The organism is Nocardioides immobilis (assembly GCF_003515065.1).
GTDB classification, from domain to species: domain Bacteria; phylum Actinomycetota; class Actinomycetes; order Propionibacteriales; family Nocardioidaceae; genus Nocardioides; species Nocardioides immobilis.
This window is the reverse complement of sequence record NZ_QXGH01000023.1, coordinates 59,971-81,044: the sequence shown is the minus strand read 5'-3', so window position 1 is coordinate 81,044 and position 21,074 is coordinate 59,971. Positions and strand designations below refer to the sequence as shown.

Genomic DNA, 21,074 nt, shown 5'->3' with positions numbered 1-21,074 from the left:
GTTTCGGCCCCTCTTCCGCGGAATTCGGGGCCGAAACTTCAGGTACGACGCATGTCAGGCGAGCGCGACGAGGTCGGCGTAGTCGACGTTCCAGAGGTCCTCGACGCCGTCGGGGAGGATCAGGACCCGGTCGGGCTCGAGCGCGTGGACGGCGCCCTCGTCGTGGGTGACCAGCACGATCGCGCCCTCGTAGGAGCGGATCGCGGCCAGCACCTCCTCGCGAGAGGCGGGGTCGAGGTTGTTCGTGGGCTCGTCGAGCAGCAGCACGTTGGCGGCCGAGACGACGAGGCTGGCCAGCGCGAGCCGGGTCTTCTCGCCACCGGACAGCACGCCGGCCGGCTTGTGCGCGTCCTCGCCGGAGAAGAGGAACGAGCCCAGGACCGAGCGGGCCTCGGTGTCGGTGAGCTGCGGCGCTGCCGACTGCATGTTCTCGAGCACGGTGCGGCTGACGTCGAGGGTCTCGTGCTCCTGCGCGTAGTAGCCCAGCTTCAGCCCGTGGCCGGGGACGACCTCGCCGGTGTCGGCCTTGTCGATGCCGGCGAGGATCCGCAGCAGCGTGGTCTTGCCCGCGCCGTTGAGGCCGAGGATGACCACGCGTGACCCCTTGTCGATGGCCAGGTCGACGTCGGTGAAGACCTCCAGCGAGCCGTACGACTTCGACAGCTCGGCGGCCGTGAGCGGCGTCTTGCCGCAGGGAGCCGGCTTGGGGAACGCGATCCGCGCCACCTTGTCCGACTGGCGCTCGGCCTCGACACCGGCGAGCATCCGCTCGGCGCGCTTGAGCATCGACTGCGCGGCCTGCGCCTTGGTGGCCTTGGCCCGCATCTTGTTGGCCTGGTCGGTGAGCGTCTTCGCCTTGGCCTCGGCGTTCGTGCGCTCGCGCTTGCGCCGCTTCTCGTCGGTCTCCCGCTGCTGCAGGTAGGCCCTCCACCCCATGTTGTAGGTGTCGATGGCCGCTCGGTTGGCGTCGAGGTGCAGCACCCGGTTGACCGTGGTCTCCAGGAGGTCGGTGTCGTGGCTGATCACGACCAGGCCGCCGCTGAACGCCTTGAGGAAGTCCCGCAGCCACACGATCGAGTCGGCGTCGAGGTGGTTGGTGGGCTCGTCCAGGAGCAGGGTCTCCGCGTCGGAGAAGAGGATCCGGGCCAGCTCGACCCGGCGCCGCTGGCCGCCGGAGAGCGTCTTGAGCTCCTGACCGAGCAGCCGGTCGGTGATGCCGAGGCTGTGGGCGATGGTCGCCGCCTCCGACTCCGCGGAGTACCCACCTCCGGCGTGCAGCTCGGCGTCGGCGCGCTCGTAGCGCCGCATCGCCCGCTCCCGCACCGTCGGGTCGTCACTGCCCATCTCGATCTCGGCCGCCCGGAGTCGTCGTACGACGTCGTCGAGGCCACGCGCGGACAGGATCCGGTCGCGGGCGAGCTGGTCGGGGTCACCCGTGCGTGGATCCTGCGGCAGGTAGCCGACCTCACCGCCCGCGGTCACCGAGCCTCCGGCCGGCAGTGCCTCGCCGGCGAGGATCTTCGTGAGCGTGGTCTTGCCGGCGCCGTTGCGGCCGACCAGGCCGACCTTGTCGCCCGCGGCCACGCGGAAGGTGACGTCCTCCATCAGAAGCCGGGCACCGGCTCTGACCTCGAGCTGGTGAACCGTGATCATGACGTGGCTCAGTCTCCCACGGAGCGGACACAGCGGCCCAAACGGGACGATCCCCTAGGGTGCTGCCGTGGTGCGATTCAATCCGAAGGCTCGGCTCGACAGGTCTCGCGTCCGCGATGTCGGCGGCAGTGGCGGCGGCATGGGGGGCGGCTCCGGCATGCGCCTCCCGATCCCCGGCGGCATCGGTGGCAAGGGGGGAATCGGCGGCCTCATCCTGATCATCGTCCTCGTGATCATCACCCAGTGCACCGGCGTCGACCTGCTCGGTGGGGGCGGGACGTCCGGCAGCGCGGCCTACTCCCCCGCCCGTTTGGGCGACGCCAAGGACAGCGGTCGCTACGACCACTGTGAGACCGGTGAGGACGCCAACGAGGATCCGCAGAACTGCGGCCGGGTCGCGATCGAGAACTCCCTCACGAACTACTGGGACACCGAGCTCGGCAGCGACTTCCGACCGGAAGAGGCACTGATCACCTTCACCGGCTCGGTCAGCACCGCCTGCGGCGGCGCCGACTCATCGGTTGGCCCGTTCTACTGCCCGGCGGACGAGACGATCTATTACGACACCACCTTCTTCGACCAGGTGCTCGAGCAGCAGCTCGGAGGGCCCGACGGAGGATTCGTCGAGTACTACGTGCTCGCCCACGAGTACGGGCACCACATCTCGAACCTCCTCGGCTTCATGGGCAAGGTCCGCACCCAGGAGACCGGCCCGACGTCCCCCGGCGTCCGGCTGGAGCTCCAGGCCGACTGCTACGCGGGCCTCTGGGCCCACCATGCGACGGAGACCGAGGACGAGGCGGGCGAGGTCCTCCTGCTCGACCTCTCGCAGGAGGACATCGACCTCGCGCTCGAGGCTGCCTCGACCGTCGGTGACGACTACATCCAGCGCAAGACCCAGGGCCAGGTCACCGAGGAGTCCTGGACCCACGGCTCCTCGGCCCAGCGCAAGCACTGGTTCATGGTCGGCTACGAAGAGGGCTCCCTCGACGAGTGCGACACGTTCGCGGCGTCGGAGGACGAGGTCCTCGGCGAAGGCTGACCGTCAGCGGTCGTACCACCGGATCTTCGCCAGGAGCGGCCGGTGGTCGGACTCGTAGCCGTCGAGCGTCTGGTGCTGCACGAACTGCCCGCTCCCGGCGTCCTTCGCCTTGACCCGGAGGTCCTGGTTGGCGATGAAGACGTAGTCGATCCAGCGTGAGCTGCGGCTCGGCTCGACGCCGTCCAGCCCGAGGACCTGGTACGACGAGTTCGCGTGCTCGTGCTGCGTGTCCCAGATGCCGCCCTCCGGCCGGGCCGCGAAGTCGTCGCGGAAGTCGAAGTTGTAGTCGCCCGTGCCGACGACCAGGTCGCCGGGCACCTCGTCCCAGACGTCGGCCAGCAGCCGCAGGTGCTCCTTGGCGTAGTCCGCGTTGAGCGTGTCCTGGAACTGGTCACCCGTCTCGATCGCCTGGTTGAGGTGGGTGTCGACGACGGTGAGGAGCCGGCCGCTCTCGCGGTGGCGCAGCGTGACGACGATCCACCCGCGCGGCGGGAACGGGGAGTCGGTGCGGTCCGGTCCGCCGCCACCGTGCGCCTCGTTCCAGGACCCGTCGACGAGCGAGAAGAGGTCGCGGCGCCACGACACGGCCAACCAGAAGGGTCCGTCCGGCTCCCAGAGCTGCCAGGTGTCCCACCCGCGCCGCTCGATCCGCTGCTTCACCTCCGGGAAGTAGTCGGCCCGCGTCTCCTGCCAGCCGATGACGTCGACCTGGTCCTCGCTGGTCAACCGCAGCGCGTCGGCCATGGCGTCCTTGCGGCCCAGGTGCCGGTAGACGTTGAACGAGGCGACGCCGAGCGTGTCGACCACCCGTCCGGGCAACGCGGCCACCGGCCTGGGCCGCGGCTCGCCCGCGGGATCGTCGTCCGTCGTCGAGGAGTCGGCGGGGTCGGAGCAGCCGGCAAGCGCGAGACCGCACACGACGAGCACGGCCAGGCGACGGATCATGGCGCAAAGGTAGACGGCTGCTGGTCGGGAGCCGTCGTCACCTAGAGCTGGAGCAACGCCTCGATGTGCGGGAACTGGCGCTGCAGCGCGCGCAGGTGCGGTGCGACCGCGGGGTGCCGGTACTTCGACGCCAGGGCGCCCTCCCCCGTCGCCGCCCGTGCCAGCGCCCACTCGGCCCGGCTGAGTGCGGTGTAGACCGCGACGATCTGCGCGCCGAGCACTGCCTGGTCGCGGTCCGCCCCCGGGTGACCGAGCAGGTAGGCGTCCAGGAGCGGCTCGAACCCCTCCCGTGAGGAGAGGGACAGGTAGCCGAGGTCGCCGCCGACCGGACCGGTGCCGACCGTGGCCCAGTCGATGGCGACCGCGTCGTCGTCGACCCGCCCGGGCAGGTTCGCGCCGGTCGGGTCGCCGTGCTGGGGGACCTGCGGCAGGGCGTCGAGCAGGTCGAGCATCGCACCGCGGCGGCGCCAGAGATGGTCGGCGACGTCGGCGACGGTCGTGCGGTCGAGGGTCGGCCAGCCGCCCCGTCGGGCGACCCGGTCGATCCGGTCGCGCATCAGGTGCCGGGCGAGGAACTTCGGTCGTGGGAGCTCGGCGGCCGCGAACCGCCCCATGCACAGAGCGAGGAACAGGCCGCTGGAGGCAGCATCCTCGACCCAGTCGCGCACGATGGTGATGCCCTCCGGGTCCTCCTCCGCGGACGCGGGGGCGCCGCGCAGGCCTGGGGTCGCGTCGACGAGCCCGGTGATGATGACGTCCGCCTCGCGACGCCAGTAGCCGCTGTGGCCGACGTCGCGGAGCGCCGCCGGGTCGCCCGGCTGGGGTGCCGCGAGCCGCTTCACGACGACGGGCCGGCCCCCGAGCGCCGTACGCCAGAGTCCGACGGTGGACGTCCCGGTGCCGGACGGGAGCTCCACCCAGTCGGGCTCGGGCTGCCACATGAACCGCAAACTAGCCGATCAGGGGCCTGCTCCACGGGACCCGAGCCATCCGCCAGACTTGCCCGCATGCTGATCGGGACCGACGACCCCCTGCGCCCGGACGTCGTGGCGCTGCTCGAGGAGCACCTCGCCGACATGCGGGCGACGTCACCGCCCGAGAGCGTGCACGCCCTCGACCCGACGGCACTGGTCGGGCCCGACCTGACGTTCTGGACGCTGCGGGACGACGGCGTCCTGCTCGGGTGCGCTGCGCTCAAGGAGCTCGACACCCGGCATGCCGAGATCAAGTCGATGCGGACGGCGGCCGCAGCCCGGCGGCGCGGCGTCGCCGGCCGACTCCTCGACCACGTCCTCGGTACGGCGCAGGAGCGCGGCTACGCACGGCTGAGCCTGGAGACCGGCACCCAGGAGTTCTTCGCACCGGCCCGGGCGCTCTACGTGTCCCGAGGGTTCGCCGAGTGCGGGCCGTTCGCGTCGTACGTCCTCGATCCGCACAGTGCTTTCCTCACAAGGACGCTCCCCTGACCCGGCGGATCCAGTAGCGTCCTCGCCATGCGCACTCCTCGCATCGCCGTTGTCGCGACCCTGCTGACCCTGACCCTCCTGGCCGCCTGCGGCGGGGAGGACGACGACAAGGACTCCGGCTCCGACGACGACCCCACCACCGAGGCGACCTCGGAGACCACGACCTCCGAGAGCCCGACCGAGTCGACCTCTCCGACCGAGACCGTCGAGACCTCGGTGACCCCGATGGACCCGACCGGCGACATCACCCAGGAGCAGGTCGAGGCCGCGCTCCTCACGCCCGAGGAGGTGGCGCCCGGCCTCGTGCTCGGCTCGTGGACCAACGAGGACTCTCCCCCGCCGTGCGACCAGTCGGCGACTCCCGTGGACGTGCAGATCCCGCCTTCCGTCGAGGCCGGGGTCGAGATCAACACCGCGGACGGCAACGCCTCGATGGAGGAGGAGATCGCGATCTACGCGACCGAGGAGGAGGCCAGCCAGGCCTTCACCATCGGCTCCGCGGGCCTCGACTGCACGACCGCCACCGCGGAGGACGGCTCCACCGCGACGATCGGCCAGCCGACCGACGTCACCGCCGAGGTCAACGGCGCCAGCGGGATCGGCACCAGCACGTCGTGGGACATCACCGGCGAAGGGTTCAGCGGCGTGCTGGTCGCAACGCTCGCCGGCCGGATCGTGATGGCCAACACGTTCGTGGTCGCCGACGGTGCCGACACCTCGACGCTCCCGACTCCGATCGAGATCGCCACCACCGCGTTCGCCAAGGCGCTCGCGAACTAGCCGACCGGAGCGTTCTCGACCTCGATCGGCACCGCCTGCGCCTCGTGGATCGCGGCGTCGAGAACGGCCCGCCGCGGATCGGGTACGGCGAGCCACGGGCCGACCACGGGCAGCCCCGCCAGCCGCGGGTCGGCCAGCACAGCCTCGACGGCTGCCCGGTCGCCCCCGGTGACGAGCGGTCCCCGGAGGCCGGCCAGGATCCGCGCGGCGTGGTCGGCCGCGGCGCCGTACGCCTCCCGCGCCTGGTTGTCGCGGCGCCGGGCGAACCGCTGCTGGGACTGGCCGCCCGCCTTGGTCCGTCCTTGGACGTGGCGCTGGCCGACCTTCGACTCGGCCAGCCGCTCCCCCGCCAGCCGCGCCACCGCGAACCCGCCCTTGCGGACCAACAGCGCACCCCAGGCGTCCGGCGGGCCTGCGGCCGCGACGAAGGCAGCGACCTCGGCCGCGTCGTCGTACGACCGGTCGAACGGGAGCCGCGCGGCGAACCAGGACCCGTCCGCCGCGTCGCCGCGAAGCGCCCCGCCTGCGACGACCAGCGCGGCCTCGCCGTGGCGGGCCCCGAAGTTCTCCACCCAGCGCGTGAGGCGCTCGCGCGGCACCAGGATCCGGGTCACGAGACCCGACGCTACTCAGTAGAACTTGTTCTAGTCTTGTCCCATGTCTGAGATGCACCCCTGCCGGCTGGTCGACGTCGACTTCGTCGACACCGCGCGGTACCGCTACCGCAACAGCGTCGACCTCGCGATCACTCCCGAACAGCTCTTCGAGGTGCTCGCCGACGCCGAGTCCTGGCCGCACTGGGCGAAGGTGATCACGAAGGTGACCTGGACCAGCCCGGAGCCGCGCGGGGTCGGGACCACCCGCGTGGTCGACATGCGCGGCGGCCTGGTCGGCGACGAGGAGTTCTTGCTGTGGGAGCCGCCGACCCGGATGGCGTTCCGGTTCAACGCGTCGTCAGAGAAGACCGTGCAGGCGTTCGCCGAGAGGTACGACGTCGAGCCGACTCCCGAGGGCTGCCGACTCACCTGGACTCTCGCGCTCGACGTCGCCGGTCCGTCGCGCCACGTGATGCCCCTGGGGAAGCCGGTCATGAACCTGACCTTCCGCTGGTTCCTGAAGAGGCTGCGGCGCTACACCGACGAGCGGTACGCCGTCACGACCGGGTCCTGAGAACCGGAACCGATCATCAGCGGCGGGCGTCGTACCCGGCATGAGAACTCGAAGCCGCATCCACGTCCCCCGGCGCCTGTGGGCACCACTCGCCCTCGTCGCCACCCTCGCGGCCACCCTGTTCCCCTCTGCACCGGCACTCTCCGACACGCCTCCGGCCGGTCCCCACTACACGTGGAGCCAGACGCCGTCGAAGGTGTGGTTGCAGCGGCCGGACGAGAGCTTCCTCCGGTTGAAGCCCTGGACCTACTGCTGGGAGGCGCCACCGGAGGAGCACGGGGAGTCCGTCACGGTCTGCGTCGACGGCATCCCGCCCGAGCGTGACGAGATGAAGCGCCTCACCAGCGCCAGCGCGACCCGGTTCTGGTTCGGGCGTCCCGGCTGGGAGTTCAACGCGTCGTTCGCCAGCCTGAACAGCCCGGACGACGAGTCGTGCCGATCGCACGTGGCAACACTCCAGCCGCGGCCGCGCTGGTTCCGGCTCCCCCGCCCCGAGCGTCCGGGCGCCTACCAGGTCGACATGTTCGGCAGCGGCCCCGAGGGCGACGTCTTCGTCACCTTCAAGTGGCGGGTCGGCAGGTGGGACAGCGTCAACGCCTGCTGAGCCGAGGGAACCTGGTACCCGCCTGGCGCGTGTCATGGGTGTGCGCGCGGATCCGACGGACGAGGTGGCCCAGATCTATGCCTCGGCCTGTCCGCGGCTGATCGGCTACCTCACCGTGCTCGGCGGCAACCGGGCCGACGCCGAGGAGGTCGCCCAGGACGCGTTCGTGCGGCTGCTCGAGAACTGGCGCAAGGTGCGGACGTACGACGACCCGCAGGCCTGGCTGCGGCAGGTCGCCACGCGCGCGATGATCAGCAGGCGCCGGCGCTCCACGACCGCGCGCACCGGCAACCGGCGACTCGCCGCCCTCCAGGGCGACGGCACGACCGCTGCGGCCGATGCCGGTCAAATCGACCTGGATCGCGCGCTGCAGCAGCTGTCGATCGAGCATCGCGCGGTGCTCCTCCTGCACCACGTCCACGACCTCAGCATCGACGACGTCGCCCGCACCCTCGGCGTACCTGCCGGCACGGTCAAGTCCCGCCTCGCTCGCGCCCGCGCCGCGCTGCTTCCCCTGCTCAGCACCTCCGACACCAACGGGAGCGCGTCATGACCGACGACCTCACCCGCCAGCTGTCCGACCTCGTCGACGACGCCGTGCCCGCCGAGACGCCGCCGTTCGGCGGCGTGATCGAGCGCCGCCGGCGGCGCCGCAACACCCGGCTCGCGGTCGGGGCGGCCGCCATCGCAGTCGCCGCGGTCGCCATCGGCGTCCCCGCGGTGCTGGCGAACGGCCCGGACCCGGGTCCCGGACCCGACCCCGGACCGGCCACGCAGAGCCCGACGGGCACGACGACGACCGGCCGGCCCGATCCGACGTACGACTGGACGGACTCCCCGTCACCGATCGTGATCCGGCTCCCTGGGCGCGACGTCGAGGTCGCGCCGTGGACCTCCTGCTGGACCGGGCCGCCCGACGACAAGGGCATCAGCAGCGGCATCTGCGCCGACGGGTCCCCGGCCAAGATCAGCGAGCTTCCCGACATCGGAGTCGCCGACGGCGTCGACTTCTGGTTCGGTCGGCCGGGCTGGTCGTTCGACGCGACCTTCATCCCGATCGGCGACGACTGCCCCCGCCAGACGACGGTGCCGACGAGCGCCGGTGGCGAGCAGTGGTTCCACATCGACCCCGCGGACGCGGAGGGCCGCTACCGGGTCGACGTCTTCGGCCGGGGACCCGAGGGTGACGTGGTGACCAGCTTCGTGTGGACCACCGCCGCCGACGGTCCTCTGGACGCGCCGCGGGCCACGATCGCGCTGGTCACGGACGCCGATGGCGACGACCTCATGTCCTACGGGCTGGAGGTGGCGGTCCAGGACCTCGCCGAGCAGCCGAAGACGGCGAGCATCGAGGTGACCGCGACGGCGGCCAACGGCCGGTCGATGACGCTGACCGCGCCGCGCGCCAACCGACAGGCCGACTGCTTCGCCCGCGGGAGCCTGTTCTTCCAGGACAACGAGCCCTCCGCGGTCGCCGACCTCGGGCCGGCGCCGTTCAGCTACGAGGTGGTGCTGACGCTCGACGGCACGGAGTACGTCGGGACCGCGGTCTGGCCGCGCGACGAGACCCAGCACGAGGCGCCGTACACGGTCCTCACGTTCGACCCGCCGCTACCGGGCGCCGAGCTCGACTGAGCTCGACTGGGCTCGTCGCTCAGACGTTGAAGCCGAGGGCGCGGAGCTGCTCCCGGCCGTCGGGGGTGATCTTGTCCGGGCCCCAGGGCGGCATCCAGACCCAGTTGATCGCAACGTCGTTGACCAGGCCCTCGAGCGCGGACTCGGTCTGGTCGGTGATCACGTCGGTCAGCGGACACGCGGCCGAGGTGAGCGTCATGTCGAGCACGAGGTTGGTGTCGTCGTCGAGGTGGACGTCGTAGACGAGGCCGAGGTCGACGACGTTGATCCCGAGCTCGGGGTCGACGACGTCCTTCATCGCCTCGGTGACGTCCTCGACGGTCGTGGTCGAGGTGCCGACCGCTGGGCCGCCGGCTGCCTCCGGAACCTCGGGCAGGTCGTCGTGGTCGATCTGGCTGTCAGTCATGTGCTGCTTCCTTTCGACGACTGCAGGGTCGCGTCCTTCCAGGCCATCCAGGACAGGAGGGCGCACTTCACGCGCGCGGGGAACTTCGCAACGCCGGCGAAGGCGATGCCGTCCTCGAGCACGTCCTCGTCAGGCTCGCCCTCGCCCTTGCCCTGCATCAGGGCCAGGAACTCCTCGTGGATCGCCAGCGCCTCGTCGACGGGCTTGCCGACGACCAGGTCGTAGAGCACCGAGGCGGAGGCCTGCGAGATCGAGCAGCCGAGGGCGTCGTACGACACGTCCTCGACCACGCCGTCGGCGAGGTGGACCCGCAGGGTCACCTCGTCGCCGCAGGTCGGGTTGACGTGGTGGACCTCGGCCTCGTGGGGCTCCCGGAGGCCCTTGCCGTGGGGGTTCTTGTAGTGGTCGAGGATGATCTCCTGGTAGAGGGCATCCAGGTTCTGTGCAGTGCTCACGCCAGTCACCTCAGGCCAACTTGAAGTATGAGCGGGTGTATTCCAGGCCGTCGACCAGAGCGTCGATCTCGGCCGGCGTCGTGTAGAGGTACGACGACATCCGGGTCGAGCTCTGCACGCCGAACCGCGCGTGCGCCGGCTTCGCGCAGTGGTGCCCGGCGCGTACGGCGACGCCCCGCGAGTCCAGCACCTGCGCGATGTCGTGCGGGTGCACGCCGTCGATCTCGAACGCGATCGCGCCGCCGCGCAGGGCCGCGTCGGTCGGTCCGAGGATCGTGAGTCCCGGCACCGTGGCGAGCCCGTCCAGCGCGTAGGCGGTGATCGCCTGCTCGTGGGCGTGCACGGCGTCCATGCCGAGGTGGCCGAGGTACTCGACCGCGGCGCCGAGCCCGATCGCCTCGACGATCGGCGGGGTGCCGGCCTCGAACTTGTGCGGGATCGGGGCGTACGTCGAGCCGTCCATCCGCACCGTCTCGATCATCTCGCCACCGCCGAGGAACGGCGGCAGCTGGTCGAGCACGGCCCGCCGCCCCCAGAGCACACCGATGCCGGTGGGACCGACGACCTTGTGGCCGGTGAAGGCCATCAGGTCCGGTCGCTCGTCCTCGGGCATCGCCGCGAGGTCGATCGGCAGCTGGGGCGCGGCCTGCGACGCGTCGACGACCACCAGCGCACCGACCTGGTGCGCTCGGCGGGCGATCTCGGCGATCGGGTTGATCGTGCCGAGCATGTTGGACACCCAGGTCACGGCGACCACCTTGGTGCGCTCGGTGATCAGGTCGTCGATCGTCGACAGGTCGAGGTGACCGTCGTCGGTGATGCCGAACCAGCGCAGGGTCGCTCCGGAGCGCTGCGTGAGCAGCTGCCACGGCACGATGTTGGAGTGGTGCTCCATCTCGGTGATGACGACCTCGTCACCGGGACCGACCTGCCGGTCGCCGGCCCAGGCCAGGGTGTTGGCGGCGAGGTTGAGCGCCTCGGAGGCGTTCTTGGTGAAGATGACCTCGTCACGCTCAGGTGCGCCGATGAACGCGGCCACCTTGTCGCGGGCCGCCTCGAACGCCACCGTGGACTCGGCGCCGAGCTGGTGCATCGCCCGCGCGATGTTGGCGTTGTGCCGCTCGAGGTGGTCGACCATCGCGTCGATGACCACCTGCGGCTTCTGCGAGGTGTTCGCGCTGTCGAGGTAGACCAGCGGCACTCCTCCCGCGAGCACGCGCTCGAGGATCGGGAAGTCCTTACGGACCACCTCGAGCTCGGGCAGCAGGCCAGGGAGTTCAGGGGAAGTCATGTCAGACCGTCGTGCCGAGGTACTTCTCGTAGCCGTTGGCCTCGAGCTCCTCGGCGAGCTCGGGGCCGCCCTCGTCGGCGACGCGGCCGTCGACGAACACGTGGACGTAGTCGGGCGTGATGTAGCGCAGGATCCGCGTGTAGTGCGTGATCAGCAGGACACCCTTGCCGTCGCGCTCGCGGAACCGGTTGACGCCGTCGGAGACGACCTTGAGCGCGTCGATGTCGAGGCCGGAGTCGGTCTCGTCGAGGATCGCGACCTTCGGGTCCAGGAGGTCGAGCTGGGCGATCTCGTGGCGCTTCTTCTCGCCACCGGAGAAGCCCTCGTTGACCGAGCGCTGGGAGAACGAGGCGTCGAGGTTCATCCGCTCCATGACGCCATTGACGTCCTTGACCCACGTGCGCAGCTTCGGCGCCTCGCCGTCGATGGCGGTCTTGGCGGTGCGCAGGAAGTTCGCGACCGAGACGCCGGGAACCTCGACGGGGTACTGCATCGCCAGGAACAGGCCGGCGCGGGCGCGCTCGTCGACCGACATCTCCAGCACGTCCTCGCCGTCGAGGGTCACCGTGCCGCCGGTGATCTCGTAGCGCGGGTGACCGGCGATCGAGTAGGCCAGCGTCGACTTGCCCGACCCGTTGGGACCCATGATCGCGTGCGTCTCGCCGTCCTTGATGGTCAGCGTGACGCCCTTGAGGATCTCCTTCGGGCCGTCCTCGGTGTTGACCTGGACCTTGAGGTCCTTGATCTCCAGGGTGCTCATGCGGGGGTGACTCCGTTCAGGGTGGTGGTGACGTCGACGTACAGCTCGTCGCCCCGCACTTCGACGGGGAAGGTGGCGACAGGCTCCGTCGCCGGGAAGTGGGTGGGCTTGCCGGTGCGCAGCTCGAAGCAGGATCCGTGCAGCCAGCACTCGACGGTGCCGTTCTCGACCTCTCCCTCGGAGAGCGAGACCGCGGCGTGGGAGCACTGGTTCTGCAGCGCGAAGAACTCGTCACCGTCACGGGCGACGGCGACGTCGTACTCCCCGATCGTGACGGCGAGCGCCTCGTCCTTGGGTACGTCGGCCAGCGCGCAGGCGCGTTCGAAGCTCATACGAGCTCCTTCAGGACGTTCTTCGCGAGCTCGGCCTCGACCGTGGTGGTGAGCTTCTCCTCCAGCTCCGGCACGTTGATCCGCCGGATCAGGTCGTTGAAGAAGCCGTGCACGACGAGGCGCTGCGCCTCCTTCTCGGAGATGCCGCGCGACCGCAGGTAGAACAGGTGCTCGTCGTCGAACCGGGCCGTCGCCGACGCGTGGCCGGCCCCGGCGATCTCGCCGGTCTCGATCTCCAGGTTCGGGACCGAGTCCGCCCGACAGCCGTCGGTGAGGACGAGGTTGCGGTTCTCCTCGTAGGTGTCGATGCCCTCGGCGACCTTGCGGATCAGCACGTTGCCGATCCACACGGTGTGCGCCTTCTCGCCCTGCAGCGCACCCTTGTAGACCACGTTGCTCTTGGTCTTGGGCGCGTTGTGGTCGACGAAGAGCCGGTGCTCGATGTGCTGGCCGGCGTCGGCGAAGTAGAGGCCGAGCATCTCGACCGAGCCGCCGGGTCCGGCGTACTCGGCGCTCGTGTCGCTGCGGACCACGTTGCCGCCGAAGGTGATCGCGACGTGCTTGAGCGTGGCGTCACGGCCGACCCGGGCGTGCTGGCTGACCAGGTGGACTGCGTCGTCTGCCCAGTCCTGCACGGTGACGAAGGTGAGCTCGGCGCCGTCCTCGACGACGACCTCGATGTTCTCGGCCCAGGTCGCGGAGCCGGAGTAGAGGACGACGACGGTGGCGCGGCTGAACCGCCCGGCGCGCACCAGCAGGTGGGCTGCGGTCGCGTCGTCGGTGCCGGTGCCGGCCACGCGGATCGTCGAGGCACCCTCGATGACGGCGTCCTCGGGGATGTCGACCTCGAAGACCGACGACGACGCCTCCCAGGCACGGGCCGAGATCCGGTCGAGCGGAACCAGCCCGGACAGGCCGCGACGCGAGTCGGCGGCCGCCACGGAGGTCGCGGTCACGCCGGGGGCCAGGTCGACCTCGACCTTGAACGACTCACCGTCGAGGGGCGCGTCCTGGTGGACACCCCGCAGCCGCTTGAGCGGCGTGAAGCGCCAGACCTCCTCGCGACCGGTCGGAACCGGGTGCTCGTCGACGACGAACGACCCTTCCGGGTGCAGGTGGGACTCGACCCTCTCCATCTCGAGGGCCTCTGCAACTGCCGACATCAGCCGACGGCTCCTTCCATCTGAAGCTCGATGAGCCGGTTGAGCTCGAGGGCGTACTCCATCGGCAGCTCCTTGGCGATCGGCTCCACGAAGCCGCGCACGATCATCGCCATCGCCTCGTCCTCGGCCATGCCGCGGGACATGAGGTAGAAGAGCTGGTCGTCGGAGACCTTCGAGACGGAGGCCTCGTGGCCCATGGACACGTCGTCCTCACGGATGTCGACGTAGGGATACGTGTCGGAACGGCTGATCTGGTCGACCAGGAGCGCGTCGCACAGCACGTTCGACTTCGAGCCGTGCGCGCCCTCGTTGATCTGGATCAGGCCGCGGTACGACGTACGCCCGCCGCCGCGCGCCACCGACTTGCTCAGGATCGAGCTCGACGTGTTCGGCGCGGCGTGGACCATCTTGGCGCCGGCGTCCTGGTGCTGGCCCTCGCCCGCGAACGCGATCGACAGCGTCTCGCCCTTGGCGTGCTCACCCATCAGGTAGACGGCGGGGTACTTCATCGTCACCTTGGAGCCGATGTTGCCGTCGACCCACTCCATGGTCGCGCCGGCCTCGCAGACGGCGCGCTTGGTCACCAGGTTGTAGACGTTGTTCGACCAGTTCTGGATGGTCGTGTAGCGGCAGCGGCCGCCCTTCTTCACGATGATCTCGACGACCGCCGAGTGCAGCGAGTCGGACGAGTAGATCGGCGCGGTGCAGCCCTCGACGTAGTGAACGTAGGCGTCCTCGTCGACGATGATCAGGGTCCGCTCGAACTGGCCCATGTTCTCGGTGTTGATCCGGAAGTAGGCCTGCAGCGGGATGTCCACGTGGACGCCCTTGGGCACGTAGATGAACGAGCCGCCGGACCACACCGAGGTGTTGAGCGCGGCGAACTTGTTGTCGCCGACCGGGATCACGGTGCCGAAGTACTCCTGGAACAGCTCGGGCTGCTCGCGGAGCGCGGTGTCGGTGTCCAGGAACAGCACGCCCTGCGCCTCGAGGTCCTCGCGGATCGAGTGGTAGACGACCTCGGACTCGTACTGCGCGGCGACGCCGGAGACCAGGCGCTGCTTCTCCGCCTCCGGGATGCCGAGCTTGTCGTAGGTGTTCTTGATGTCCTCGGGGAGGTCGTCCCAGGTCGCGGCCTGCTTCTCGCTGGACCGGACGAAGTACTTGATGTTGTCGAAGTCGATCGCCGACAGGTCGGAGCCCCACGTGGGCATCGGCTTGCGGTCGAAGAGCTTCAGGCCCTTCAGGCGCAGGTCGAGCATCCACTGGGGCTCGCTCTTCTTCGCGGAGATGTCACGGACGACGTCCTCGTTGAGGCCACGCTTCGCCGTCGCGCCGGCAACGTCGCTGTCGGCCCAGCCGAACTCGTAGCGACCGATGCCCTTCAGCTCCGGGTTGAGGTCTTCGATGGAGGTCATGCGGTGACCTGCTCCTTCTTCTCGGGTGTCGAGCCAGGGATGCACGTGGTGCAGACGCCGTCGCCGTGCGCGATGGTCGCCAGCCGCTGGACGTGGGTGCCGAGCACGCGGCCGATGGCCTCGGTCTCGGCCTCGCACAGCTGCGGGAACTCGTGGGCGACGTGGGAGACCGGGCAGTGCTGCTGGCACAGCTGCTCCCCCACGCTGCTGCCGCCGACGAGGGGCAACTGCCGCACTGACGCGGCGTAGCCCTCGTCGGAGAAGACCAGGGCCAGCACCTCGGCCGGTGAGGCCTCGGGGTGCTCCACCGCGACCTGCGGGAACCGCTCCTCGATGAACGACGCGCGCCGCTCCGCGAACGCCTTGACGGCGTCGGGACCGGCCGTCTCGGCGAGGAACCGGAGCGCCTCGGTCGCCAGGTCGTCGTACTGCGCCTCGAAGCCGTCGCGCCCGTGCTCGGTCAGGGCGAACACCTTGGCCGGGCGGCCGCGGCCGCGGTGGTCGGCCGGACGGGGGTCCCGCGCCTCGACCGCGCCCTCCTCGAGGAGGTGGTCGAGATGGCGTCGTACGGCGGCCGGGGTCAGGACGAGACGCTCGGCCAGGGCCGCCGCGGTAGAGGGTCCGTTGACCAGGATCGACCGAGCCACGCGCTGCCGCGTCGGCTGGTCGATTGCAGGGTCCACGGTTTCCACAACATCAGTGTGACGTTAATGCTTCCCGCCCTTCAAGCAAGGCCACCCTAAGTAGGGTTTCAGCGCGGGCGGGTGTGCCGCAACCAGGCGAGGCCGGCGAACGGCAGCACCAGCGGCAGGAAGCCGTAGCCCTGCCCGAAGTGGGACCAGACGGTGCGGTCGGGGAACAGGTCGGTCGCCGCATAGCTGAGGGCTCCGACGGACAGCACGCCGAGCAGCTCGACGGCCACGGCGATGCCCGCCGCGAGCCAGCCCGCGCGGCCGCCGAGGAGCAGCGACGTCGTCGCCACGAGGTAGACGACCGCCGCGAACAGCGACAAGGAGTACGCCAGCGGGGCCTTGTCGGCGTCGGTGCTGAGCTGCACCAGCGACCGGCCGGTGGCGGCGACGGCGAAGACGCCGTACGCGAAGACCAGGGCGCGACCCCAGCCGGCGGTCAGCGGGTTGGTGGCGTCGGTGCCGACCTGGGTCATACGGCGCCCGCCCAGATCGCGTCGAGCCGCACCTCGAGCGCGGCCACGGTCAGCACCGCCAGCAGCACCACCGCGGTGCCGGCGCGGGAGCGCTCCGCCAGGGACCAGAACGCACCGATCGGCAGTGCCAGCGCGGTGCCGACGAGGTAGCTCACGAAGAGCGTGCCCTCGACGTCGCGCTCGGTGCTGCCGAGGGCGATGCAGCCCGCCACCAGCTGCCCGAGGAGCACCAGCTCGGTGAGGCCGAGGAGCACGAACATGCCGTCCTCGGCTGCCCGGTCGCGGACCAGGTGGACGACCAGCACGACCGCCGTGACCCCGCACAGCACGAGGACCGCGCCGAGGACCCAGGGACTCACGCGGGTCACCCTAGTAGCAGCGTTGTCCGATCCGAGATCCGCCTGACGCAGCCAGTCTGCGATCCGGCTGACACCGCCTGCAAAGCGCACTACGCTCCGACCTCAATGACTCACGCCGATCCCGCTCCTACCGGCGCGAGCGCCTCCGCTTCCTTCGCTGACGAGCTGCGCTCGCTCTACGAGGTGCGCCAGCGGGCGGAGTCGGAGATCGCGGACGCGCTCGCCACCCGGCGCCAGGCGCTCAGCGAGGCGGACGAGATCGTGGCTCGTGCCCAGGAGGCGGCCGACGCCGTACATGCCGAGGCGACGTCCCGTACGTCGCACGCGTAGGCCGAGGCACGAGGTCGCGCGGAGCAGATCATCGCCGAGGCCAAGGACGCCGCCCGGGCCATCGTCGCCGAGGCCGAGATGGACGCCGACCGGATCCGGCGCGACGCCGCCCTCGCCTCCACCCGGGCCGACGAGCTCGAGGCATCGGCCACCGAGCTGATCGAGACCGCACGCCGGATGGCGGAGTTCGAGCGGGAGGCGTCCGCCCGCGAGACGGCCGACCTCCGGGTCGCCGCTCTCGCCGGGGTCAGCACCGAGAGCCACCACGCGCTCGACCAGCTCGACCAGGTCGCCGCGGGCCTCAACGACGCCGTCGTCGCCGCGGCTGCACGCCTCTCCGACATCCTCGCCGCCCTGTCCGGGGCCCGGGAGTCCATCCCGCGACTGGATCGCGAAGAAACTCCAGAAGACTGACCACGATGGGTAACCTTGGTTCGTGACCACATCCTCGGGCGGCGGAACCGCTGAGCTGGTAGCGGAGTTGCGCGCCCAGGCCCAGGCAGCGGTGGATCGCGCCGCCGAGACCAAGGAGCAGGTCGCACTCGAGGTCGTCGAGGTCCGCCAGCAGGCCGACGCCGTCGCCGCCGCGCTCGAAGCGGGTGCGCGCCAGACGGCGGCCACGATGGCCGCGGACGGCCAGCGGTCGGACGAGGTCGTCATCTCCCAGGCGCGGGCAACGGCGGCAGCCGCGATCGCCGAGGCCGAGGCCCAGGCCGCGAGCATCCGGGTCACCGCGGCCGCCTTCGCCGACGAGTCCAGCGCAGCGCTGGCCCGGGCCGAGTCCGCCATGAGTCGGCGGCCGTCCAGGCCGACGCGCTCCGGTTGACGGCGCGGCGCGAGGCGTCGCTCCACCGCCGCCAGCAGCTCGAGGAGACCCACCACCTCGCTCACGGCCAGCTCGACAGCGTGTCCGACACGATCTCCCGCCTCGGCGTCACGCTCGAGGACCTCGCCAAGGCCCTCACCGACCTGCCGCCGACGACCGCCCGACTGCGCGCCGACATCACGGCGCCCGAGCAGGCCGGCACAGCCACGCCGTCGCAGGAGACGGCCGCCGATGCTGCGCCGACCACCGACGACGCCTCGATGCCAGCACCTGGGAACCTCTTCGATCCTCCGGGCACGATGGCGGACCGGCTGCGCCGCGTCCGCCACCGCTGATCGTTCGTCCGGTCAGCGGTTCGACTCCGCCGAGACCCGCCGTCCGGCGTTGGTCTCGTATCTGATAACTCGAAATTCATCCGTGCCGACCTTTGTGTACGAGAATGTCGAGGTTAGGCACCGCCACACCCAACGATGCCTCCTCTTGCGAAGGCTCCAACCAACGCTCCACACGAATGCTCCACACGGGGACCACCGATGACCGAAGCGAAGCAGACCGGAGCCGCCAGCCAGGACCCGACCGCTCGCGAGATGCGCGAGGTGTTCGACCTCAAGAGTCGCGCCGAGCACGAGCTTGCCGAGGTCGCGTCCATCCGGCGGGCGGCACTGACCGAGGCCGACTCGATCGTGATGCAGGCGCAGCAGATCGCCGACGGCGTCGCGTCCGACGCCGAGAGCCGCAAGTCGCTCGCCGCCGCGGAGGCGAAGGGCCGTGCCGAGCAGATCCTCGCCGACGCCCGCGCCCGGGCGGACGAGATCGCCGCGGCCGCCGAGCGGGAGGCCCAGGACGCCGTGACCGCAGCGGCCGCCGCCCGGACCGAGGCTGCCGCCGACAGGGCCGCCGCGGAGAAGCTGCTGGAGGACGCCCGCCGCGCGGCCGAGGCCGACCGGGCGAGCGCCCAGCGCGAAACCCGGGCGATGATCGACTCCGCTACCGCGGATGCAGCGGTCCATGCCGTCAGCGCGCTCCGCGACCTCGTCGCCATCGCGTCCTCCTTGCGCGACTCCATGGCTGCTGCCTCGATCCGGCTCGGTGACGTCCTCGACCAGCTCGGCGAGGTGACCGACAAGTTCGACGCCGCCCGGCAGAGCGAGTCATCGGGGTCATCCCGCTTCCGGCGGTGAGCCCGACTGTGGGCAGCGTGCTCGACGTCGCCGTCTACTCCGACACAACGGCCGACGAGTCGGTCGACGGTGTCGAGGGCTTCAACTTCCGCGCGCTGAGCGGGGGGATCACGCCGGAGGATCGCCGACGGATCCGCGAGGAGCTGCTCCACCGCGTGCACCCGACGTGGAACCACGACCACGACGAGCTCGCGCACCCCCCGACGTGCGCCCACCTCCGCCACGGCGACCGCCACTACCTGGCCCGCGGCCACTCGACGGGTCTCACCCTCAGCGGTCGCTCGGGCAACCTGATCACCCAGGTCGTCGTCACCGATGGCGTGGCCGGGTTCGGGGGCTTCTGTCCGGCACAGCTCTACGCCGCGGCCGGGTGGACCCTCGCCGAGACGCCCAGCGGCGACCTGGAACCGTGGCCGGTCCCGGTGTCCGTCCGGGACGACTTCGGAGCTGCCGCACTGCAGGCGATGTTCACGGACGACCCATGGGCGGTGCGGGTCCTCCGCAGTACCTCACCATGCTCGAGGCGGCCAGCAGCGAGGTCCCGCGCAGGCTGGTGCTCATCCATCGCGACCTCGACGTCGTGATGCGGTGGATCGCCGCCGGGTCGCTGCTGCTCGACGAGGACAGCGCGGCGCGGCTGACGTTCCGCGCGCTGGTGGACGATCCGTCGCGGACGGACGCGGCCGTCGTGGGCGTCAGCCCCGAGTTCGAGCTCGAGCCGATCGTCGGCGCGCACGTGATCGACCTGGAGCGCCGTACGGCGAGCGACGTCCAGCCGAGCGCGAGCAGCCGGGCCCGCGTCGCTGCCCTGCTCGAGGACACGTCGTCCACCGACCGACCGGCGTTCGACCTCGCGACCCGCTGGGAGCCGTACGTCGGCGCCGGGCTCGCCGCACGGGCCGCCTCCGCGCTGCACGGCGCGATCCCCACCGCCGACGCGTGGACGCTGGCCCTCGAGCTCGTCGAGGCGCTCGAAGGTGCGGCCGAGACGGACCCGTTGGTTGATCCCGATCCGACCATCACATCGGCGCTCGCCGCATGGTCGCCGAGCACCGCCGACGAGATCAGGACCGCACGGGAGACCCGCGACCGGATGGCGAGGGCCGGGGCGACCGAGCTCGCCGCGGTCCTCGACCGGGTCTCGCGCGACGGCCTGGAACGGCTGGTGGCAGCGCTCGCCGCCGACCTGGCCGCCCACGACCGCGCCGCCGAGCTGTCCGTGGTCAACGGCACCTGGGACTGGCTGGCCGACGAGCCCGAGGCGGCCGCCATCCATCCGTGGCTGGAGGCCGCCGTGGTCGGGCACCTGCCACGGGAGCAGCGCGCCGAAGCGCTCCCTGGCGTCCAGCTCCGGATCGCGACCTGGCCCATCGCCATCGGCCGCCCGATACTGCCGCGCGACAACCTGCTGGTCGCGGCGTGGCTGCGCCACCAGGGCATCGACGCGCGGCTGGCCGCCGTCGTACGCAACGGGCTGACCGGCCTGCGCAGCGGTCAGGGGTCGAGCGATCCGTCGTACGACGAGCTCCTCGACGCCGTGCTGCACGCGCCGTACCGCGGTGCGGACTTCCCTGACGAGGAGCTGGCCGAGCTCACGATCGGATACGCCCCCGTGCACGAGCGCATCGAGGCCGCCCGTTCCCACGCCAAGGACCGCGCGAACGCCACCCTCAAGCCGCTCCTCGGCGACCTCGCCGAGTGGGGACCGGCCGTGGCGCCCCACCTGGGCGAGTGCCTGCTCGACGCGGTCGACGCCCGCGCCGTCGAGTACGTCGCCACCGAGGCCGGCGACTGGGCCGGTGACGGCGTGCGGAGCGCGCTGCGGAGCCGGTTCGCGGCCGCGGGCAAGTCGGGAACGGCACGCTCCGACGTGGTGCTCCGCGCCCTGAAGATCGCCGACGGACCGCACGCCGCGATGGCCGGCGGCGCCCTGGCATTCCTGACCGAAGACCTGAAGTCGACCACGCTCGCCCGGATCCGCGGAGAATGGGAACGTCCGGCGCGCGACCGCCTGGACGCCCTGCTTCGCTCTGCCCGCCCCGACCGGCGGCGCGGCCTCGGTGGGCGGTTCGGCAAAGCAAAGGGAGCATGAC

At 71.0% G+C, this 21,074-nt stretch carries 28 protein-coding genes; 14 read left to right on the top strand and 14 right to left on the bottom strand.

Annotated elements, in window-relative coordinates; translation table 11 throughout:
- Positions 1 to 54 precede the first annotated feature (54 nt).
- Positions 55 to 1,653 carry an ABC-F family ATP-binding cassette domain-containing protein gene (locus D0Z08_RS18830; RefSeq protein WP_118926801.1) on the bottom strand — a complete coding sequence of 533 codons (1,599 nt, stop codon included), beginning with the start codon at positions 1,651 to 1,653 and terminating at the stop codon, positions 55 to 57.
- A gap of 67 nt (positions 1,654 to 1,720) precedes the next feature.
- On the opposite strand from D0Z08_RS18830, the gene ypfJ reads away from it, so the two are divergent.
- Positions 1,721 to 2,695, top strand: coding sequence for a KPN_02809 family neutral zinc metallopeptidase (ypfJ, locus tag D0Z08_RS18825; protein WP_245994114.1), 975 nt, complete (start codon positions 1,721 to 1,723; stop codon positions 2,693 to 2,695).
- A gap of 3 nt (positions 2,696 to 2,698) precedes the next feature.
- Here the strand turns inward: ypfJ and D0Z08_RS18820 are convergent, their stop codons facing one another.
- Positions 2,699 to 3,640 (bottom strand): exonuclease/endonuclease/phosphatase family protein, encoded by a 942-nt coding sequence (locus D0Z08_RS18820; protein WP_118926800.1) that lies wholly within the window; start codon positions 3,638 to 3,640, stop codon positions 2,699 to 2,701.
- A 41-nt stretch (positions 3,641 to 3,681) separates the two neighbouring features.
- Positions 3,682 to 4,581, bottom strand: coding sequence for a phosphotransferase (locus D0Z08_RS18815; RefSeq protein WP_118926799.1), 900 nt, complete (start codon positions 4,579 to 4,581; stop codon positions 3,682 to 3,684).
- Positions 4,582 to 4,647: 66 nt separating this feature from the next.
- On the opposite strand from D0Z08_RS18815, the gene D0Z08_RS18810 reads away from it, so the two are divergent.
- Positions 4,648 to 5,106, top strand: coding sequence for a GNAT family N-acetyltransferase (locus D0Z08_RS18810; protein ID WP_118926798.1), 459 nt, complete (start codon positions 4,648 to 4,650; stop codon positions 5,104 to 5,106).
- 27 nt (positions 5,107 to 5,133) lie between these two features.
- Complete coding sequence (locus D0Z08_RS18805; RefSeq protein ID WP_118926797.1) at positions 5,134 to 5,886, top strand: hypothetical protein; 753 nt, start codon at positions 5,134 to 5,136, stop codon at positions 5,884 to 5,886.
- Here the strand turns inward: D0Z08_RS18805 and D0Z08_RS18800 are convergent.
- Complete coding sequence (locus D0Z08_RS18800; RefSeq protein ID WP_118926796.1) at positions 5,883 to 6,500, bottom strand: acVLRF1 family peptidyl-tRNA hydrolase; 618 nt, start codon at positions 6,498 to 6,500, stop codon at positions 5,883 to 5,885. The two genes, D0Z08_RS18805 and D0Z08_RS18800, sit on opposite strands and share 4 nt — an antisense overlap.
- 43 nt (positions 6,501 to 6,543) lie before the next feature.
- On the opposite strand from D0Z08_RS18800, the gene D0Z08_RS18795 reads away from it, so the two are divergent.
- From D0Z08_RS18795 to D0Z08_RS18780, 4 genes are read left to right on the top strand one after another with little or no spacing between them, the layout of a single operon-like run.
- Positions 6,544 to 7,056, top strand: a complete 513-nt coding sequence (locus tag D0Z08_RS18795) for an SRPBCC family protein (RefSeq protein WP_220454254.1) — start codon at positions 6,544 to 6,546, stop codon at positions 7,054 to 7,056.
- Positions 7,057 to 7,096: 40 nt separating this feature from the next.
- Complete coding sequence (locus D0Z08_RS18790; protein ID WP_118926794.1) at positions 7,097 to 7,660, top strand: hypothetical protein; 564 nt, start codon at positions 7,097 to 7,099, stop codon at positions 7,658 to 7,660.
- A 34-nt stretch (positions 7,661 to 7,694) separates the two neighbouring features.
- Entirely contained in the window at positions 7,695 to 8,213 is a 519-nt protein-coding gene (locus D0Z08_RS18785; RefSeq protein ID WP_118926793.1) for an RNA polymerase sigma factor, read from the top strand.
- Positions 8,210 to 9,295: a hypothetical protein gene (locus D0Z08_RS18780; RefSeq protein ID WP_118926792.1), complete on the top strand. Its 1,086-nt coding sequence runs from the start codon at positions 8,210 to 8,212 to the stop codon at positions 9,293 to 9,295. Before D0Z08_RS18785 ends, D0Z08_RS18780 begins: the two co-directional genes overlap by 4 nt.
- 19 nt (positions 9,296 to 9,314) lie before the next feature.
- Here the strand turns inward: D0Z08_RS18780 and D0Z08_RS18775 are convergent, their stop codons facing one another.
- From D0Z08_RS18775 to D0Z08_RS18730, 10 genes are all read right to left on the bottom strand, one after another.
- A complete protein-coding gene (locus D0Z08_RS18775; protein WP_118926791.1) occupies positions 9,315 to 9,701 on the bottom strand; it encodes a metal-sulfur cluster assembly factor in 387 nt (128 codons plus the stop codon).
- On the bottom strand, positions 9,698 to 10,156 hold the full coding sequence (gene sufU, locus D0Z08_RS18770) for a Fe-S cluster assembly sulfur transfer protein SufU (protein ID WP_220454253.1): 459 nt from the start codon (positions 10,154 to 10,156) through the stop codon (positions 9,698 to 9,700). The genes D0Z08_RS18775 and sufU overlap by 4 nt, the downstream gene beginning before the upstream one ends.
- 10 nt (positions 10,157 to 10,166) lie before the next feature.
- On the bottom strand, positions 10,167 to 11,447 hold the full coding sequence (locus D0Z08_RS18765; RefSeq protein WP_118926790.1) for a cysteine desulfurase: 1,281 nt from the start codon (positions 11,445 to 11,447) through the stop codon (positions 10,167 to 10,169).
- A 1-nt stretch (position 11,448) separates the two neighbouring features.
- Positions 11,449 to 12,207 carry a Fe-S cluster assembly ATPase SufC gene (sufC, locus tag D0Z08_RS18760; RefSeq protein ID WP_118926789.1) on the bottom strand — a complete coding sequence of 253 codons (759 nt, stop codon included), beginning with the start codon at positions 12,205 to 12,207 and terminating at the stop codon, positions 11,449 to 11,451.
- A complete protein-coding gene (locus tag D0Z08_RS18755) occupies positions 12,204 to 12,539 on the bottom strand; it encodes a non-heme iron oxygenase ferredoxin subunit (RefSeq protein WP_118926788.1) in 336 nt (111 codons plus the stop codon). The genes sufC and D0Z08_RS18755 overlap by 4 nt, the downstream gene beginning before the upstream one ends.
- Complete coding sequence (gene sufD / locus D0Z08_RS18750) at positions 12,536 to 13,702, bottom strand: Fe-S cluster assembly protein SufD (RefSeq protein WP_118926787.1); 1,167 nt, start codon at positions 13,700 to 13,702, stop codon at positions 12,536 to 12,538. The genes D0Z08_RS18755 and sufD overlap by 4 nt, the downstream gene beginning before the upstream one ends.
- Positions 13,702 to 15,120 (bottom strand): Fe-S cluster assembly protein SufB, encoded by a 1,419-nt coding sequence (sufB, locus tag D0Z08_RS18745; protein ID WP_118926786.1) that lies wholly within the window; start codon positions 15,118 to 15,120, stop codon positions 13,702 to 13,704. The genes sufD and sufB overlap by 1 nt, the downstream gene beginning before the upstream one ends.
- Positions 15,117 to 15,803, bottom strand: a complete 687-nt coding sequence (locus D0Z08_RS18740; RefSeq protein ID WP_281271749.1) for a helix-turn-helix transcriptional regulator — start codon at positions 15,801 to 15,803, stop codon at positions 15,117 to 15,119. The genes sufB and D0Z08_RS18740 overlap by 4 nt, the downstream gene beginning before the upstream one ends.
- 68 nt (positions 15,804 to 15,871) lie before the next feature.
- On the bottom strand, positions 15,872 to 16,285 hold the full coding sequence (locus tag D0Z08_RS18735; RefSeq protein ID WP_118926784.1) for a hypothetical protein: 414 nt from the start codon (positions 16,283 to 16,285) through the stop codon (positions 15,872 to 15,874).
- Positions 16,282 to 16,644, bottom strand: coding sequence for a hypothetical protein (locus D0Z08_RS18730; protein ID WP_147381472.1), 363 nt, complete (start codon positions 16,642 to 16,644; stop codon positions 16,282 to 16,284). Before D0Z08_RS18730 ends, D0Z08_RS18735 begins: the two co-directional genes overlap by 4 nt.
- Before the next feature lie 105 nt (positions 16,645 to 16,749).
- Between D0Z08_RS18730 and D0Z08_RS18725 the strand changes: the two genes are divergently transcribed.
- From D0Z08_RS18725 to D0Z08_RS18695, 7 genes are all read left to right on the top strand, one after another.
- A complete protein-coding gene (locus tag D0Z08_RS18725; RefSeq protein WP_118926782.1) occupies positions 16,750 to 16,974 on the top strand; it encodes a hypothetical protein in 225 nt (74 codons plus the stop codon).
- Between the two features lie 78 nt (positions 16,975 to 17,052).
- On the top strand, positions 17,053 to 17,388 hold the full coding sequence (locus D0Z08_RS18720; protein WP_118926781.1) for a hypothetical protein: 336 nt from the start codon (positions 17,053 to 17,055) through the stop codon (positions 17,386 to 17,388).
- 22 nt (positions 17,389 to 17,410) lie between these two features.
- Positions 17,411 to 17,800 (top strand): hypothetical protein, encoded by a 390-nt coding sequence (locus tag D0Z08_RS18715; RefSeq protein WP_118926780.1) that lies wholly within the window; start codon positions 17,411 to 17,413, stop codon positions 17,798 to 17,800.
- Positions 17,797 to 18,135, top strand: a complete 339-nt coding sequence (locus D0Z08_RS18710; protein WP_118926779.1) for a hypothetical protein — start codon at positions 17,797 to 17,799, stop codon at positions 18,133 to 18,135. The genes D0Z08_RS18715 and D0Z08_RS18710 overlap by 4 nt, the downstream gene beginning before the upstream one ends.
- 198 nt (positions 18,136 to 18,333) lie before the next feature.
- On the top strand, positions 18,334 to 18,981 hold the full coding sequence (locus tag D0Z08_RS18705) for a hypothetical protein (protein ID WP_118926778.1): 648 nt from the start codon (positions 18,334 to 18,336) through the stop codon (positions 18,979 to 18,981).
- Positions 18,978 to 19,565 carry a GAP1-N2 domain-containing protein gene (locus D0Z08_RS18700; protein ID WP_147381471.1) on the top strand — a complete coding sequence of 196 codons (588 nt, stop codon included), beginning with the start codon at positions 18,978 to 18,980 and terminating at the stop codon, positions 19,563 to 19,565. Before D0Z08_RS18705 ends, D0Z08_RS18700 begins: the two co-directional genes overlap by 4 nt.
- Entirely contained in the window at positions 19,463 to 21,073 is a 1,611-nt protein-coding gene (locus D0Z08_RS18695; protein WP_182481383.1) for a GAP1-M domain-containing protein, read from the top strand. Before D0Z08_RS18700 ends, D0Z08_RS18695 begins: the two co-directional genes overlap by 103 nt.
- The last annotated feature ends 1 nt before the right edge of the window (position 21,074 follow it).

Bases quoted from the DNA above. Each gene is read 5' to 3' on its own strand.
- D0Z08_RS18785 (WP_118926793.1), top strand. From the start codon at position 7,695: ATGGGTGTGCGCGCGGATCCGACGGACGAGGTGGCCCAGATCTATGCC.
- D0Z08_RS18705 (WP_118926778.1), top strand. From the start codon at position 18,334: ATGACCGAAGCGAAGCAGACCGGAGCCGCCAGCCAGGACCCGACCGCT.
- D0Z08_RS18810 (WP_118926798.1), top strand. From the start codon at position 4,648: ATGCTGATCGGGACCGACGACCCCCTGCGCCCGGACGTCGTGGCGCTG.
- sufC (WP_118926789.1), bottom strand. From the start codon at position 12,207: ATGAGCACCCTGGAGATCAAGGACCTCAAGGTCCAGGTCAACACCGAG.
- D0Z08_RS18795 (WP_220454254.1), top strand. From the start codon at position 6,544: ATGTCTGAGATGCACCCCTGCCGGCTGGTCGACGTCGACTTCGTCGAC.
- D0Z08_RS18775 (WP_118926791.1), bottom strand. From the start codon at position 9,701: ATGACTGACAGCCAGATCGACCACGACGACCTGCCCGAGGTTCCGGAG.
- D0Z08_RS18805 (WP_118926797.1), top strand. From the start codon at position 5,134: ATGCGCACTCCTCGCATCGCCGTTGTCGCGACCCTGCTGACCCTGACC.
- D0Z08_RS18720 (WP_118926781.1), top strand. From the start codon at position 17,053: ATGGACGCCGACCGGATCCGGCGCGACGCCGCCCTCGCCTCCACCCGG.
- D0Z08_RS18820 (WP_118926800.1), bottom strand. From the start codon at position 3,640: ATGATCCGTCGCCTGGCCGTGCTCGTCGTGTGCGGTCTCGCGCTTGCC.
- D0Z08_RS18725 (WP_118926782.1), top strand. From the start codon at position 16,750: ATGACTCACGCCGATCCCGCTCCTACCGGCGCGAGCGCCTCCGCTTCC.
- D0Z08_RS18755 (WP_118926788.1), bottom strand. From the start codon at position 12,539: ATGAGCTTCGAACGCGCCTGCGCGCTGGCCGACGTACCCAAGGACGAG.
- D0Z08_RS18815 (WP_118926799.1), bottom strand. From the start codon at position 4,581: ATGTGGCAGCCCGAGCCCGACTGGGTGGAGCTCCCGTCCGGCACCGGG.
- D0Z08_RS18830 (WP_118926801.1), bottom strand. From the start codon at position 1,653: ATGATCACGGTTCACCAGCTCGAGGTCAGAGCCGGTGCCCGGCTTCTG.
- sufD (WP_118926787.1), bottom strand. From the start codon at position 13,702: ATGTCGGCAGTTGCAGAGGCCCTCGAGATGGAGAGGGTCGAGTCCCAC.
- D0Z08_RS18780 (WP_118926792.1), top strand. From the start codon at position 8,210: ATGACCGACGACCTCACCCGCCAGCTGTCCGACCTCGTCGACGACGCC.
- sufB (WP_118926786.1), bottom strand. From the start codon at position 15,120: ATGACCTCCATCGAAGACCTCAACCCGGAGCTGAAGGGCATCGGTCGC.
- D0Z08_RS18735 (WP_118926784.1), bottom strand. From the start codon at position 16,285: ATGACCCAGGTCGGCACCGACGCCACCAACCCGCTGACCGCCGGCTGG.
- D0Z08_RS18790 (WP_118926794.1), top strand. From the start codon at position 7,097: ATGAGAACTCGAAGCCGCATCCACGTCCCCCGGCGCCTGTGGGCACCA.
- D0Z08_RS18695 (WP_182481383.1), top strand. From the start codon at position 19,463: ATGGGCGGTGCGGGTCCTCCGCAGTACCTCACCATGCTCGAGGCGGCC.
- D0Z08_RS18765 (WP_118926790.1), bottom strand. From the start codon at position 11,447: ATGACTTCCCCTGAACTCCCTGGCCTGCTGCCCGAGCTCGAGGTGGTC.